The organism is Gaetbulibacter sp. M240 (assembly GCF_043876815.1).
Lineage (GTDB): Bacteria > Bacteroidota > Bacteroidia > Flavobacteriales > Flavobacteriaceae > Gaetbulibacter_A.
Genome location: NZ_JBAWKA010000001.1, coordinates 457,273 through 471,793, shown reverse-complemented (window position 1 = coordinate 471,793; position 14,521 = coordinate 457,273). Strand labels below are relative to the sequence as shown.

Here is a 14,521-nt window from a genome sequence, read left to right as displayed (position 1 = left end):
TTTTCAAGGTGCTCCAACAAAGCCTCAATCCCTAACGCGGCTACCGCAATAACACACAACGTTAAGTAAACGGTTTTAAAAGCTTCCTAATAACAATCGCAGTCACCTCTTCTAAACCTGAAGATCATGCCAATATTATGTTGCCAGTGTTTCGTTAAATAATCCTCAAAACTGTGCTTATAAGTGATATCGATATTGAAACCAAAACTGTCGGATATCCAATATTTCAAACCTAAACCTCCATTCAAGGTTCCCGCTCCTACAAGTTCTCCGGTACCATTTCCATTGGCATTGTACTGTCCTTCCTGAATCCAGGTATAACCAAATCCAGCGGCAACATAAGGCTCGAAATTTTCATTTTTAAATATCTTTTTCAAGTCTTTATTAATCATGGCATCAACACCAATATAATTCAGGTCGTTAACCTTGGCAACATATTGCCCTGGTAATTCACCCCACCTTTTAATACTATTGAAAGAGCCTCTTAAACTCACAAATAGATCCTCCTTAAAATAATAGCCGAAACGAGCACTAGGAACCCCCAAATTCCAATGATCTTTCGCGTTTAAAAATTCATCAAAAAAAGGACCTTGGGGAAGGTCTTCGCCAACCGGATATACATCCACAACATTTGCCCCTATTTCAAAAAACCAGGGGCTGTTGGCGGGTTGGATTTGGCCAAATAGAGAGCTTCCTGCCAGAAGCATGATTGAACAAATAAAAAAATTTCTCATAATTTTCTTTTAGTGGTTAATACATTTTGGTACAGTAAACACTGCTTTTGGTTAATAGCAAAAACGTATCTAAAAAAATTAATTAATTTATGAGGGAGATATTCGATGGTCGATACGCCTAGGCATAGATTACGTCAAACATACGAGATTTATCGAAAAAAAGATGTTTTCAAACTCCAAAAAATTTAAATTCGCCAGACAATCTGAATTTAGGCTGTTATGTTTACTAAGGCAAAACGACTTATCTTCCAAATCAAAAAAAAAGAAATGAGCTATCACGAAACGACGCATAATGTATATAAAGAAGCCGCTTTAACCCCTGATGTAGGGCTATGTTGCACCACAAACCCGATCTGGGAACTTCCAGGATTAAAGATCCCAAGGATCATGCAGGAAATGAATTATGGTTGCGGTAGTACCGTTCATGCACGTGATCTGGCCAATAACCCTAAAATGTTATACGTTGGCGTTGGTGGTGGCATGGAGTTATTACAATTTGCATATTTCAACCGTCAAAAAGGAGGTGTTGTGGGTATTGATGTGGTCGATGAGATGTTAGAGGCCTCACGCAAAAACTTTATTGAAGCTGAAGCTCTAAACCCTTGGTTTAAAAGTGAATTTGTAGATCTTAAAAAAGGAGATGCACTTCATTTACCGGTTGAAGATAATTGTATCGATGTTGCAGCGCAAAATTGTTTGTTTAATATTTTTAAGACCGACGATCTCAAAAAGGCTATTGCCGAAATGTATCGGGTTTTAAAACCCCATGGTCGCCTCGTCATGAGTGATCCCACCTGCGAACAACCCATGAACGACACGTTACGTAACGACAATCGCTTACGTGCCCTTTGTTTAAGTGGTAGTTTACCCATTGCCGATTACATAAAAATGCTCACCGACGCCGGTTTCGGAACTATCGAGATTCGTGCCCGTAAACCATACCGCATTTTAGATTCTAAGCATTACCCAACGGATGAACTGATTTATATAGAATCTATTGAAGTAGCCGCCATTAAAGATCCCATGCCGGAAGACGGCCCCTGTATCTTTACTGGGAAAGCCGCTATTTACTTTGGGGAAGATGATTATTTTGATGATCAAAAGGGCCATGTATTATTGAAAAATCAGCCTCTGGCTGTTTGTGATAAAACAGCCAAAGCTTTGGCTGCGATCGACCGAAACGATATTTTTATCAGTGAATCAACCTATCATTACGATGGTGGTGGCTGTTGTTAGATCCGTTATCTGATTTTCTAATCAATAATTAGCTTATAGAAAGCTTACGAAATCATGTGTAAAGCTTATGGTGTTATTTGTTCCGGACTGATTTTATGTCTCATTATGGCAGGGATATTGCATTAGGTTTTGATCATGATGGGAACTTTAGGAAAGTCTCATTCAACTGGGATTCTATCTTTTAAATAATAATCGTAACTAAAAAAGATGAAAGTCTACACGCTTATTTTACTACTAACCTTTGGGTCCTTTACTCAAAATCAAGGCATTAATGTTCCTAATAAAACAAATGCATTACAAACACCAGACTATGCCCACTGGACGGTATTGCTTCAAAAACACGTTTCAGACGACGGCAATGTTAACTATGAGGGCTTTAAACAAGATTGGTCACCCCTAAAGCGTTTTATCCAAACATTAAGTACCCAAACACCAAATGAGCACTGGTCGAAAGAACAAGTTCTTAGCTATTGGATCAATGCGTATAATGCCTTAACGATCGATCTGATTTTAAGGCATTACCCCGTGGAAAGCATTAAAGATATCCGAAATCCATGGAAGCAGGCCCTGTGGACATTAGGAAGTAAAACCTATGATCTAGATACTATTGAACATGAGATTTTACGAAAAATGCAAGAGCCACGTATTCATTTTGCCATTGTTTGCGCCTCGTATTCCTGTCCGAAATTAAAAAACTCAGCCTACACGCCTGACCAACTCAATGACCAATTACAACAAGCTACTGTAGATTTCATAAACGATCCCAAACGGAATGAGCTATCAGAAAATAGCCTTGAGATCTCTAAAATATTTAAATGGTTTCGTAATGATTTTGAGGAAGAACAGAATTTTATCGATTTTTTAAATCAATTTACTGAAATTGAGATTTCTAAAACGGCCCAAATACGATATCAAACTTACAATTGGGAGTTAAATGATTAAACTATCCATTATAATTCCGGTTTTAAACGAGGTGAACAGCATTCCAATACTTTTGGAAAACTTGCGAAAACATGCCTCTAACCCAAGCCATTTCGAACTTATTTTTGTAGATGGCGGTAGTACTGATGGTACTTTCGATCTTTTAAAAAAAACAGAAGGAATTTTAGTATTACCATCCAAAAAAGGCAGGGCGAAACAAATGAATCTTGGCGCTAAAGAGGCACAAGGAACGATCCTTTATTTCTTGCACGCTGACTGTTTACCTCCTAAACATTTTGATAAACTTATTCTGAATGAAATCACTAACGGTAGCGAATCCGGCTGCTTTAGAATGAAGTTTGACAGTAATCATCCTTGGTTAAAGTTTGCTGGCTGGCTAACGCAATTACCTTTTCTCTCCTGTAGAGGTGGCGACCAAAGTTTGTTTATTACAAAAGCTCTTTTTAAGGCCGTTGGGGGTTATGATGAACAATTTTTTATTTACGAAGACAATGACCTTATCCGAAAATTATACGAGCGAAAAACCTTTGTAATCATAAAAAAATGGTTGATCACCTCGGCACGAACGTACAATTCACATGGGATCTGGAGAGTGCAATATCATTATGCGATTATACATTTAAAAAAATTCTTCGGCGCTTCGGCTACGCACCTCAACAACTATTACAAAAAACACGTCCTTGATTATTAATTTCTGCCTTTTTCATCAGGATACAAATCCGGTAAAGGATCACTCTGGTACACGGCTTTAGTATCAATATTTATGGCCGATAATTTCCCTTTAAAGGCAGCACCGGTGTCAATATTCCAAACGCCGGCGGCTTGCATCGGAAGGTCTGATTGATAACGGGTGGTTGGTGTATGACCGATGTAGATTTCACTGTAATGTTTCAGCCGATTGGGATAGTTTGGATCATCCTTTTTAATATGCTCATTTAAGGCAAGTGCCATTTCCCAAAGCGTTCTGTCGTAAAAAAACGTATCCTGAGATACTTCCTTACCCACACCATGCATTGAGGTAAAACCAGCATGAATGAACAAGCGGTTATTATCATCTAGAAAATACGGCTTCATGCCTTTAAAAAATTCCAGATGTTTTTGCTTTTCCTCTCGTGAAATATCAGTGTAACTTCCTAAGGTGGCTTTACCTCCATGGATGTACCACGACGGATTAACAGCGCCTTCTTCTAGCCAGTTTTCGCACCAAACATCATGATTTCCTTTTATAAAAACACAAGAAAACGTTTCCTTTAACTCCATTAAAAACGCAATTACTTGAGCCGACTCCGACCAACCATCAACATAATCTCCCAAAAAAATCAATTGATCTTCCTCAGTAATTTCCATAGTATTTAAAAGTTGTATCAAGGCCTTAAAACCGCCATGGATATCTCCAATAGCAAAAGTTCGCATGTTATTCTATTTTTAATAATTATTATTGAAATTCACCCATTTAAGCGGTACTGCTTTTTGATCAGAGCTTGAACAGGTTTATTTTGAGGTGTAAACATGGTATTGTTTTCACCGCCTACCTTATCGTGATTATGAAACCATTTCCATAGAAATCCACCTGCAAACCACGGTTCATTCCAAAAGGTTTTAAAAAGAGCTTCTGTAGCATTACACTGGGCTTGTAAATTAACACCCTTCATATCACGATCACTGTTCCATGGCGCCTTTCCGGAGTAATCTACGCTGCGGTATCCATATTCGGTGAATAGGATAGGTTTATTTAGTTTTTGAGACAGACCTTTCATGTCCATTTTATATTTTCCCCATCCTGAAAGACAATCCTCAACAGTGGGCATTTTCTTGTCACTAACCGGAAAATATGCGTCAATACCAACATAATCCAAAGAACTCCAGAATGGCACTGTAGCATACTCATTCCAATTAGCAGCATAGGTTAATTTACCTTTATAAATGCGTCTTATTTTTGAAATTAAGTCTTCCCAAAATTGCGGGCGATCGTGTGTAAAGTTTTTAAGTTCAGTACCTATACAGAACACAGGCACATTTAATTGTTCGGCGAGTTCAGCGTAGGTTAAAATAAATTTTGAATAAGAGGCTTCAAAGGTTTTCCAGTCGGCTTCATTGGCCATAGTGATCTGCCCGGTAAATTCGCCACGCCTTACCCATATTTGAGGTTTCAACATGACTTGAATCTGATGATCCTGCAACACTTTAACGTATTGCTTCACACCTTCAACACGCTCACCAAACCATTGCCGTTCTGTATTAAATATCAATTCTGGATGTTGAAGGTCGCGGATAAAACCAAAAGGCATAACAGCGGAATAATTGGCGTTCAAATCCAAAATAGGTCTTATGTGTTGTGCATCTATGGCTTCCCGCGAAGAAACAAAACTAACGCCATTAATTTTATCAGGCTGACTTCGGCAAGACCCTACAATTAAACAGATTAAAACCGTTAGGCATTTACAAAATTTCATTTTTTGACGAATCTTATCTTAAGCGAAAGATACTAATCCATTTTTAAAAAATATTCGGTTTCTAAATTAAACTTAAAATAAGTTCTTATCTTTATCAATGATTGATTGCCCTCAAAATCTCTTTATGGAACATATTGTTATTATAGGAAATGGCATTTCAGGAATAACTGCTGCCCGGCACATCCGAAAAAATTCCGATAAGAAAATCACGATCATTTCTGCCGAAACACCCTATTTTTTCTCACGTACGGCCTTGATGTACGTTTATATGGGACACATGACCTTCGAGCAGACCCAACCCTATGAAAACTGGTTTTGGGAAAAGAATCGAATCGATCTAAAACAAGGCTTTGTAAACCGTATTACACCGAAAAATAAAAGTATTCATTTAAATGATGGCAGTTCAATAAGCTATGATAAGCTCATTATAGCCACGGGCAGCAAACCCAATAAATTTGGCTGGCCTGGACAGGATCTTAAAGGTGTTACCGGGCTCTATCATAAACAAGATCTTGACATCTTAGAAACCTATGCCCCAAACAACAAGGTATGTAAACGGGCTGTTATTGTAGGTGGTGGCTTGATTGGTATTGAGTTGGCTGAAATGCTCAGCACCCGCAAAATTCCTGTAACCTTTTTGGTAAGGGAATCCAGTTTTTGGAATAATGTTTTACCAGAAGGTGATAGCCAAATGATTTCACGACATATTCGAAACCATAATATTGACCTTCGTTTGAAGACCAATCTTAAAGAAATTAAATCGGATGAAAATGGTCAGGTAAAATCAGTCGTTATCGCGGAGACCGGTGAAGAAATCCCTTGTAATCTTGTGGGCTTAACAGCCGGTGTATCACCAAATATTGATTTTTTAAAAGAATCGGGTATTGAAACCTTACGCGGTGTAAAGGTTAACCGCTACCTAGAAACCAATGTTCAAGATATTTATGCTATTGGTGATTGTGCCGAGCAATACGAGCCTATAGGACGTCGAAAATCGGTAGAAGCCGTATGGTACACCGGACGTATGATGGGTGAAACTTTAGCCCAAACCATTTGTGGAAATCGCATGACGTACAATCCCGGACATTGGTTTAATTCAGCTAAGTTTTTTGATATTGAATATCAAACGTATGGTTGGGTTTCTGCAAAACCAACAGATGAAGAAGCACATTTTCATTGGAGGCATGATGATGACACGAAATGTATTACCATCGCATACAATAAGAGCAATAAGACATTTTTGGGCATTAATACCCTGGGAATTCGAATGCGTCATGAGGTTTTTGATCGTTGGCTTACCGATAAACGTGATATCGATTATGTTATAGAACATCTGGAGGAGGCCAATTTTGATCCGGAGTTTTATACACATTTTGAAAACACCATTAAAAGTACCTATTTAAAAACATTTGAAACCTCGACCCAATGAGCCTTAAATTAAATACCTCTATGGCATTGGTAAAACCTGATGCCCAACCGCTAACAACAAAACAAAAATTTGCTGTTGCACTGGGAACTTCGGGCTTGTTCATACTTACTTTGGCCGCCTTGAATACCTCCTTTCCAAATCAAGGCCTTTTTTTAAGTCTGGCATTAGGTCTTATGACCATAGGTGTCGTTTTATTTACCCATGACCTTTATCTCAATGAACAAAAAGGAATTAAAAATGACGGGGTTTGGTTTAAAGCTATCAGTTCCAGAGGAACCCTGGGTTGGATTTTAGGACTTGTCTTGACGCTCTTTTATATTGTATTGTATTTCTATCCGAGCCTTTTAGGATTAGCTTCCAACGGGGAGAACAATACGGGCCTCGTTGGTCTATTCGATCCTTTAAGTAAATTATTGAGTGGGAATCCAGCGAGTCAATGGTTTGTTTATGGCACACTTTACACGCTAGCCATCATCATTTTTGGATATAAATTCATATTAAAATACCGTCATAATAGATACGAACAAATCCGAACTGTTTCGGTCATGTTCTTTCAATTAGGCTTTGCCTTTTTAATCCCGGAATTTATGTCGCGTCTGAATGCGAGTCCGGATTATAATTTACCCTACTACGACCTGAAAAGTATTTGGCCGTTAAACTATTATGTTTTCGATCAATGGTCTGTAAATGGCTTATTATCCTCAGGGACATTAGGTCTATCGATGCTTCTTTTTGGTATCGCTTCGATATTTATTATCACACCTATTTTAACTTACAAATACGGAAAACGCTGGTATTGCTCCTGGGTTTGTGGTTGTGGTGGTTTGGCTGAAACTGCCGGAGATCCCTTTCGGCATCTTAGTGATAAATCATTAAAAGCCTGGAAACTGGAGCGCTGGTTAATCCACGCTGTTCTGGTGTTTTCAGTAATCATGACTACTGCCGTAATTTACACCTATTTGGGTAAAGACCCTTCCCGATATTGGTTAACCCAAAATGTTTTTTTAATTGGGGTTGGCTTGCTGTTAACTGCAGTATTTACAGTAGTCATGATATTTAAACGTGAAAGTTTAGGGAAGGATGCTCGCTATGGTGCCATAGGTTATTTTCTAATTATAGCAGCATTATTTATAATGCATTACACTGGAACCACCGAGAAAATCTTTTTGATAAAAGCAAGTTCCTTACGATCTGCCTATGGCCTTTACATTGGCTCTATTTTTTCAGGTGTTATCGGTACAGGTTTTTATCCCATTTTTGGAAATCGTGTATGGTGTCGATTCGGTTGCCCTATGGCCGCCATCCTGGGTTTTCAGCAACGTTTTTTTTCAAAATTCAGAATTACTACAAACGGCGGACAATGTATTTCCTGTGGTAATTGTTCCACCTATTGTGAGATGGGTATTGATGTTCGCGCATACGCGCAGAAAGGCGAAAATATTGTACGCTCCAGTTGTGTGGGCTGTGGTATATGCAGTGCGGTATGTCCAAGAGGTGTTTTAAAATTGGAAAATGACACCATGAAAGGTCGGATTAACCCCAATGATATTTTACTGGGCAATGATGTCGATTTAATGACCTTTGTAAATAAAAAATAATAGCCCAAACAATTGTATTTTTACAGCCCTAAGAATTTCAAATGGCCATAATTAAAGTTATCATTCCAGCTTATAACGAAGCAAACTCAATTGGTCTCGTCATCCAGGACATTCCAAAAATCGTAGATGAAGTAATCGTGGTGAGTAATGGCTCTACCGATGCTACCGAAACCAATGCTAAAACTGCCGGTGCCACAGTACTTACAGAGATGAATAAGGGTTATGGCTATGCTTGTTTAAAAGGCATGGAGTATATCGCCAGACAAACTTTAAAACCGGATATCGTTGTGTTTTTAGATGGTGATTATAGTGATTATCCAGAGGAATTAAATAAAATTGTTAATCCTATTATAAAAGAGAACAAAGACTTGATTATAGGTGCTCGTGTCAAACATCTAAGAGAAAAGGGATCGATGACCATGCCTCAGATTTTTGGAAATTGGTTAGCCACTACGCTAATGCGATTTTTTTTTAATGCCAAATTTACGGACCTTGGTCCCTTTAGGGCTATAAAATATGAAAAGCTCTTAGCCCTTAACATGCAAGATAAAACCTATGGTTGGACCGTAGAAATGCAACTAAAAGCCCTAAGGAAAAACCTCTTATATTCCGAGGTTCCGGTTCATTACAGAAACAGAATTGGTGTTTCAAAAGTTTCTGGTACGGTAAAAGGTGCTATATTTGCAGGCATAAAAATTCTAGGTTGGATTTTTAAATACAGTATTAAATGATATTAGAAAAGATAATCATAGCAGTTTATACCTTCGCATTGATCATGATATTGGCTTACGCCCTGGCGCAGCTAAATCTGTTGTTCAATTACCTCACAGCCAAGCGCAAAGAAGACACTGCAGAAAAATTTGATTTATCGAACCCGGATGAAATTCCATCGGTAACCATTCAATTACCAGTTTATAACGAAATGTATGTTATGGACCGTTTATTGGATAACATAGCCAAAATAGATTACCCAAAAGATAAATTAGAAATTCAGGTTCTAGACGATTCTACAGATGAAACCGTTGAAACCACACGTGAGCATATCAAAAAGCTACAGGCCACAGGACTGGATATCAAACACATGACCCGGGAAAACCGTGTAGGTTTTAAAGCAGGCGCACTTAAAGAGGGCCTTAAAACTGCCAAAGGTGATTTCATTGCCATTTTTGATTCCGATTTCTTACCTGAAGAAGACTGGTTGAAACGCACGGTACCTTACTTTAAAAATCCAAATATAGGTGTTGTTCAAACCCGTTGGGGCCATATAAATCGAAACTACTCTATACTAACAAGAATACAAGCCTTCGCATTGGATGCTCACTTTACTCTGGAACAGGTTGGAAGAAATAGTAAAGGGCATTTTATTAACTTTAATGGTACAGCCGGTGTTTGGCGTAAAGAATGCATTATCGATGCCGGTAATTGGGAAGGTGATACCTTGACCGAGGATCTGGATCTAAGCTACCGGGCACAACTTAAGAACTGGAAATTCAAATATCTGGAGGATGTTGAAACCCCGGCCGAACTGCCGATTGTTATCAGTGCAGCACGTTCCCAGCAGTTCCGCTGGAATAAAGGTGGTGCTGAGAACTTTAGGAAAATGCTTTGGCGTGTCTTGAAAAGTCAAAATATATCAGCTAAAACTAAGGTTCACGGATTGCTGCATTTACTCAATAGCACCATGTTTTTGAATATTTTAATTGTGGCTGTTTTAAGTATTCCCATGCTTTACATTAAAAACGAATACGAACACTTGAAAACCTATTTCATAGTGATGAGTTTCTTCGTAACGAGTACTATAATTTTCTTTATTTGCTATTGGATCATGTACCGTAATATTTACGGCGACGGGATTAAGAATTTCATTCAATACATTGGAATGTTCTTCCTGTTTTTCTCCATTGCTATGGGCTTTTCATTGCACAATACCATCGCTGTTATTGAAGGGCATTTAGGAAAGAAAAGCGAGTTCGTAAGAACTCCTAAATTCAATATCGCTAAGTTTAAAGATAATTGGAAAACCAACAAATACATAAGCAAGAACATTTCCGTACATGTGATCTTTGAAGGTCTACTAATGTTGTATTTCGGATTTGGCCTTTATAGTGCCTTTGTGGTAGGTGATCAGGGTGGCGATTTTGGATTATTCCCATTCCACTTAATGCTTTTCATTGGTTTTGGTTATGTCTTCTTCAAATCATTAACATCAAAAGTGTAATACTTTAGTACCCGGCAGCCTGTCCGTCCTTTCGACTTTCAGAAGCGCCGTGATACACTTTATTTTCGGCATCCCACATAATGGCTTGGTAACCACCATAACCACCCAGCCCATAACCAACAAAATGTCTTTTTTTCATTAAACCTCTAACGGTTTCATATGGGATTCCAGATTCAACATGAATAGTTCCGGGATATTCTGCAGCCTCTCCTGTTGGCGATGATGACCCAGAATGGTCCCAGCGTGGGGCATCTCCGGCTTCTTGAACGTTCATACCAAAATCGATGATATTCATTATGATTTGGGCATGACCTTGGGGCTGAAAATCACCTCCCATAACACCAAAACTCATAAAAGGTTGTCCGTCTTTTGTAATAAATGCCGGAATAATAGTATGAAATGGTCTTTTCCCGGGCTCGTAGGTATTATAATAGCCTCGTTTCAGGTTAAACAACTCTCCTCGATCCTGAAGCATAAATCCAAGTTTTGGCGGTGTCATTCCCGAACCCATTCCGCGATAATTACTTTGAATAAAAGACACCATATTGCCATATTTATCTGCCGTAGTAAGATATATAGTTTCGCCGGCACTTATTTCACCTGCTGAATATTTTGATGCATTATCAGAAATTAATTTTTCCCGCTCAGAAGCATAGGCTTCCGAGATTAAAGTTTCCACCGGAACCTTGGCAAAATTCATATCGGCATAATATTTAGCGCGATCTTCAAAAGCCAGTTTTTTAGCTTCGGTAAATAAATGCAGGTGTTCCGTACTTCCAAATGGAATCTTTGAAAAGTCATAAACTTTTAATATTTGTAGCATCTGTAAAGCAGCAATACCTTGTCCGTTTGGTGGTAATTCCCAAATATCGTAACCTCTGTAATTAATAGAAACCGGATCGACCCATTCACTTTTATGTTGGGTAAAATCGTCCATTGACAAAAATCCCCCCTGACTTTGAATAAAATCTGTAATAGTTTTAGCAATCTCTCCTTTATAAAACACATCGCGCCCTTGGTTAGCCAGTTTTTTGTATGTGTTGGCTAAATATGGGTTTTTAAACACCTCACCTTCCTGAGGTATTTTACCATTACGCATGTAGGTATCTTCTATATTTGGAAAGGCCATTTGATTAAATCGATTAATGCTCAGATTGAAATACCATGCTATAAGTTGTGTTAAAGGAAAACCGTTTTCAGCATAGTTTATAGAAGGCTGAAGAATATCTTTCATAGGTAATGATCCGAATTTTTCATGAAGCTCGAACCAACCATCTATAGCACCGGGAACCGTTACAGGTAAGGGTCCAAAACTTGGTATTGCTGTAAGTCCTTGTTTTTCAAAATATTCTAAAGTTAAGGTTTTAGGAGACCTCCCACTGGCATTAAGACCATATAGTTTTTTAGTTTGAGCGTCCCAGAGAATAACGAATAAATCACCCCCGATACCTGAACCTGTGGGTTCCATTAATCCTAAAGTGGCATTGGCTGCTATTGCGGCATCAATGGCGTTACCTCCTTTTTTTAAAATATCCAGACCTACTTGCGTCGCTAATGGATGACTTGTGGCAACCATGCCATTTTGGGCAAGAACCTCGGAACGGGTAGCATATAAGGCGCCATTAATCCGATCTTGAGCATGAATACATAACGCCATTAAAAGTGCAAGAAAAAAAATATAAGGTGTTTTCATAGTGGGTAGTTTTGATATATTAAGTACCTAGTTTACTAAGTTACTGTTTTTGAAACACACTCTAACCAATGGAACACTTTTTCAACTTCAAATTGATGTATCTTTGAATTATGCCTATAATTAATTCGCTCAATAAATTTAAAAGCTCCGTAGTTTTGCTGATAATTTTTAGTGCTGTTTGCTATTGGATCTTTGCCTATGATTTACAACGTACTGAGTATTTAAAACTTGTAAGTCTATATGCCGCCCTATTCGGTTTCTTTTACATTCTCGTTCAAAAACTAAAATCTAATCCAAAACTCTTAACCTGGTTGGCTTTTAGTTTTCGGGCTGTTTTTTTATTAAGCATCCCTAATTTATCTCAGGATTTCTATCGTTTTATTTGGGACGGCAGAATTATTTTGGAAGGTTTTAACCCGTATATACAAACCGTAGAAAGCTTTATGTCTGGTGGCGCTTACCCGGTATCGCAGGCTGAAAACCTGTACCAGGGCATGGGTGCTTTAAACGCTAGTCATTACTCCAATTATCCACCCTTGAATCAATTGTGCTTTTTAATAGCAGCTATGTTGGCTAACAAAAGTATTTTGGGTTCTGTATTCGTACTCCGTATCATCCTTATCGCAGCCGATTTTGGAACCTTATATTTTGGGAAAAAATTATTAACTCTTTTAGGTAAACCGGATTACCTAATATTTTGGTATATACTGAATCCGTTTATTATTATTGAACTAACCGGTAATTTACATTTTGAAGGCCTAATGATCTTCTTTTTAATGTGGAGTTTGTACTTACTTCACATTGGTAAATGGAGACTTGCAGCCATACCCTTAGCCGCATCTGTTTCAGTTAAATTAATTCCGCTATTATTCTTACCTCTGTTTTTTCAATGGTTCACAGCCTCTAACGATAATGATAAAAGAAGATCTTTTAGTTTCCTTGGAATAAAAAATTTACTAACATTCTATATTATAATTGGAATAATTATCCTTGGATTATTTACACCATTCTACTCGGCTACCTTTATTGAAAATTACACCCAAACCATTGGATTGTGGTTTCAGAAATTTGAATTCAACGCAAGCTTGTACTACATCGCTAGAGCCATTGGTTATGGCTTTCGCGGGTATAATGAAATTGCCACTATCGGAAAATGGATCGCGATCATTGTGTTTTTAGTTGTGGCAGTATTAGCTATTTTTAGGAAGAACAAAAACATTTTACAACTCATTACCACGATGCTTTTGGCTTTGTCCTTTTACTATTTTACTGCAACCACTGTGCATCCATGGTATATTGCAACACTGCTCATTTTAAGTGTTTTTACGGGGTTTAAATTTCCGTTAGTGTGGAGCGGTGTCATTATCCTCAGTTACCTAGCATACCTCCACGTTGATACGTCCGATAAATCTGAGAATCTTATCGTTATCACCTTAGAGTACAGTATTGTGTACGGGGTTTTCCTTTGGGAACTTTTTATAAAAAAGCACCAAACAACTAATTTCCTGAGCTAACTCTGAATCGTTATTGCCGAGTAAAAAGAGTCAATAATATGACGCAACCGCAAATAGATTTTCACCGAAAAGCGGTGTTTCTAAAATTTTATTCTATCGGTTTTAAACTCTCAACGCGGTAAATAACCTCGTCGTCTGAATCGTCTTCAACAAACGTTATTCGGAAATCTGTGTCAATTAGACTTTTATCGTTTTTTAAATCGTATTGCTTTAAAACGCGTGGATGTACTTCTTCAAAAGCTAACTCCTCGCCATTTTCAAACCAAAACGTAAAATAACCGTTTTTGTAGGATTTAAAAACAGCTGTTCTCATGGTTCTTTATAATTGGTTAATCGTTATCGTCTTCGTTGTCATCATCATCATCCAAGTCTTCATCCAGAATCTCAGGATCCTGAACTGCTTCCGGATCATCCGTGTCAAAATCTTCATAATCATCTTCATCGTAGTTTTCCATAGTAACGGCAAGCTTGGTACTCACTTTTACTAAATATTTTGTGTCTTCCGTATTTACTTCAACAGCTTCAATAATTTCGTTATGCTGATTTCGGAATGAAATAATCTGATCGTCGTCATAACCATCAGGATATTTCTCAACTAACATAGCCAAAATTTCCGGGGTTAATTTTTTAAAATCTACAATGACACGCTTACGGTTATCATTTTTATTTTTCATTATAGTGGATTTAAATTTCTTTATAGCTTT

General features: G+C 37.9%; 14 protein-coding genes. 8 read left to right on the top strand and 6 right to left on the bottom strand.

From position 1 onward, the window contains the following. Nucleotides 1–86: 86 nt before the first annotated feature. The gene (locus V8G61_RS02080) at nt 87–734 is read right to left on the bottom strand and encodes a hypothetical protein (protein WP_394873770.1); all 648 of its coding nucleotides are present in this window, start codon (nt 732–734) and stop codon (nt 87–89) included. 267 nt (nt 735–1,001) lie between these two features. Here V8G61_RS02080 and arsM point away from each other — a divergent pair, with 267 nt between their 5' ends. The 3 genes from arsM to V8G61_RS02065 all read left to right on the top strand — a co-directional run bounded on the left by arsM (nt 1,002) and on the right by V8G61_RS02065 (nt 3,603). Further along, nucleotides 1,002–1,970 (top strand): arsenosugar biosynthesis arsenite methyltransferase ArsM, encoded by a 969-nt coding sequence (arsM, locus tag V8G61_RS02075; RefSeq protein WP_394873769.1) that lies wholly within the window; start codon nt 1,002–1,004, stop codon nt 1,968–1,970. 207 nt (nt 1,971–2,177) lie between these two features. Next, entirely contained in the window at nt 2,178–2,912 is a 735-nt protein-coding gene (locus V8G61_RS02070) for a DUF547 domain-containing protein (RefSeq protein ID WP_394873768.1), read from the top strand. Beyond that, nucleotides 2,905–3,603 carry a TIGR04283 family arsenosugar biosynthesis glycosyltransferase gene (locus V8G61_RS02065; RefSeq protein ID WP_394873767.1) on the top strand — a complete coding sequence of 233 codons (699 nt, stop codon included), beginning with the start codon at nt 2,905–2,907 and terminating at the stop codon, nt 3,601–3,603. The genes V8G61_RS02070 and V8G61_RS02065 overlap by 8 nt, the downstream gene beginning before the upstream one ends. Here V8G61_RS02065 and V8G61_RS02060 read toward each other — a convergent pair. Together V8G61_RS02060 and V8G61_RS02055 are read right to left on the bottom strand one after the other, a co-directional pair. Continuing rightward, nucleotides 3,600–4,325, bottom strand: coding sequence for a metallophosphoesterase family protein (locus tag V8G61_RS02060; protein WP_394873766.1), 726 nt, complete (start codon nt 4,323–4,325; stop codon nt 3,600–3,602). The two genes, V8G61_RS02065 and V8G61_RS02060, sit on opposite strands and share 4 nt — an antisense overlap. A 32-nt stretch (nt 4,326–4,357) precedes the next feature. After that, nucleotides 4,358–5,365, bottom strand: coding sequence for a glycoside hydrolase family 113 (locus V8G61_RS02055; protein WP_394873765.1), 1,008 nt, complete (start codon nt 5,363–5,365; stop codon nt 4,358–4,360). Nucleotides 5,366–5,489: 124 nt separating this feature from the next. Between V8G61_RS02055 and V8G61_RS02050 the strand changes: the two genes are divergently transcribed. From V8G61_RS02050 to V8G61_RS02035, 4 genes are read left to right on the top strand one after another with little or no spacing between them, the layout of a single operon-like run. After that, on the top strand, nt 5,490–6,794 hold the full coding sequence (locus V8G61_RS02050; protein ID WP_394873764.1) for an NAD(P)/FAD-dependent oxidoreductase: 1,305 nt from the start codon (nt 5,490–5,492) through the stop codon (nt 6,792–6,794). Then, nucleotides 6,791–8,392 (top strand): 4Fe-4S binding protein, encoded by a 1,602-nt coding sequence (locus V8G61_RS02045; protein WP_394873763.1) that lies wholly within the window; start codon nt 6,791–6,793, stop codon nt 8,390–8,392. Before V8G61_RS02050 ends, V8G61_RS02045 begins: the two co-directional genes overlap by 4 nt. A gap of 41 nt (nt 8,393–8,433) precedes the next feature. Beyond that, complete coding sequence (locus V8G61_RS02040; protein ID WP_394873762.1) at nt 8,434–9,123, top strand: glycosyltransferase family 2 protein; 690 nt, start codon at nt 8,434–8,436, stop codon at nt 9,121–9,123. Then, nucleotides 9,120–10,610, top strand: a complete 1,491-nt coding sequence (locus tag V8G61_RS02035; RefSeq protein WP_394873761.1) for a cellulose synthase family protein — start codon at nt 9,120–9,122, stop codon at nt 10,608–10,610. Before V8G61_RS02040 ends, V8G61_RS02035 begins: the two co-directional genes overlap by 4 nt. Nucleotides 10,611–10,614: 4 nt before the next feature. Here the strand turns inward: V8G61_RS02035 and ggt are convergent, their stop codons facing one another. Continuing rightward, nucleotides 10,615–12,303 (bottom strand): gamma-glutamyltransferase, encoded by a 1,689-nt coding sequence (gene ggt / locus V8G61_RS02030; RefSeq protein ID WP_394873760.1) that lies wholly within the window; start codon nt 12,301–12,303, stop codon nt 10,615–10,617. Nucleotides 12,304–12,458: 155 nt separating this feature from the next. Between ggt and V8G61_RS02025 the strand changes: the two genes are divergently transcribed. Next, nucleotides 12,459–13,817: a mannosyltransferase gene (locus V8G61_RS02025; RefSeq protein WP_394873759.1), complete on the top strand. Its 1,359-nt coding sequence runs from the start codon at nt 12,459–12,461 to the stop codon at nt 13,815–13,817. Between the two features lie 88 nt (nt 13,818–13,905). Here the strand turns inward: V8G61_RS02025 and V8G61_RS02020 are convergent, their stop codons facing one another. Beyond that, the gene (locus V8G61_RS02020; RefSeq protein ID WP_394873758.1) at nt 13,906–14,130 is read right to left on the bottom strand and encodes a hypothetical protein; all 225 of its coding nucleotides are present in this window, start codon (nt 14,128–14,130) and stop codon (nt 13,906–13,908) included. Nucleotides 14,131–14,146: 16 nt separating this feature from the next. Beyond that, complete coding sequence (locus V8G61_RS02015) at nt 14,147–14,491, bottom strand: hypothetical protein (protein ID WP_394873757.1); 345 nt, start codon at nt 14,489–14,491, stop codon at nt 14,147–14,149. Between the last annotated feature and the right edge of the window lie 30 nt (nt 14,492–14,521).

Excerpts from the sequence above, each read along its gene's own strand:
- V8G61_RS02080 (WP_394873770.1), bottom strand. The coding sequence starts at position 734 with ATGAGAAATTTTTTTATTTGTTCAATCATGCTTCTGGCAGGAAGCTCT.
- arsM (WP_394873769.1), top strand. The coding sequence starts at position 1,002 with ATGAGCTATCACGAAACGACGCATAATGTATATAAAGAAGCCGCTTTA.
- V8G61_RS02070 (WP_394873768.1), top strand. The coding sequence starts at position 2,178 with ATGAAAGTCTACACGCTTATTTTACTACTAACCTTTGGGTCCTTTACT.
- V8G61_RS02065 (WP_394873767.1), top strand. The coding sequence starts at position 2,905 with ATGATTAAACTATCCATTATAATTCCGGTTTTAAACGAGGTGAACAGC.
- V8G61_RS02060 (WP_394873766.1), bottom strand. The coding sequence starts at position 4,325 with ATGCGAACTTTTGCTATTGGAGATATCCATGGCGGTTTTAAGGCCTTG.
- V8G61_RS02055 (WP_394873765.1), bottom strand. The coding sequence starts at position 5,365 with ATGAAATTTTGTAAATGCCTAACGGTTTTAATCTGTTTAATTGTAGGG.
- V8G61_RS02050 (WP_394873764.1), top strand. The coding sequence starts at position 5,490 with ATGGAACATATTGTTATTATAGGAAATGGCATTTCAGGAATAACTGCT.
- V8G61_RS02045 (WP_394873763.1), top strand. The coding sequence starts at position 6,791 with ATGAGCCTTAAATTAAATACCTCTATGGCATTGGTAAAACCTGATGCC.
- V8G61_RS02040 (WP_394873762.1), top strand. The coding sequence starts at position 8,434 with ATGGCCATAATTAAAGTTATCATTCCAGCTTATAACGAAGCAAACTCA.
- V8G61_RS02035 (WP_394873761.1), top strand. The coding sequence starts at position 9,120 with ATGATATTAGAAAAGATAATCATAGCAGTTTATACCTTCGCATTGATC.
- ggt (WP_394873760.1), bottom strand. The coding sequence starts at position 12,303 with ATGAAAACACCTTATATTTTTTTTCTTGCACTTTTAATGGCGTTATGT.
- V8G61_RS02020 (WP_394873758.1), bottom strand. The coding sequence starts at position 14,130 with ATGAGAACAGCTGTTTTTAAATCCTACAAAAACGGTTATTTTACGTTT.
- V8G61_RS02015 (WP_394873757.1), bottom strand. The coding sequence starts at position 14,491 with ATGAAAAATAAAAATGATAACCGTAAGCGTGTCATTGTAGATTTTAAA.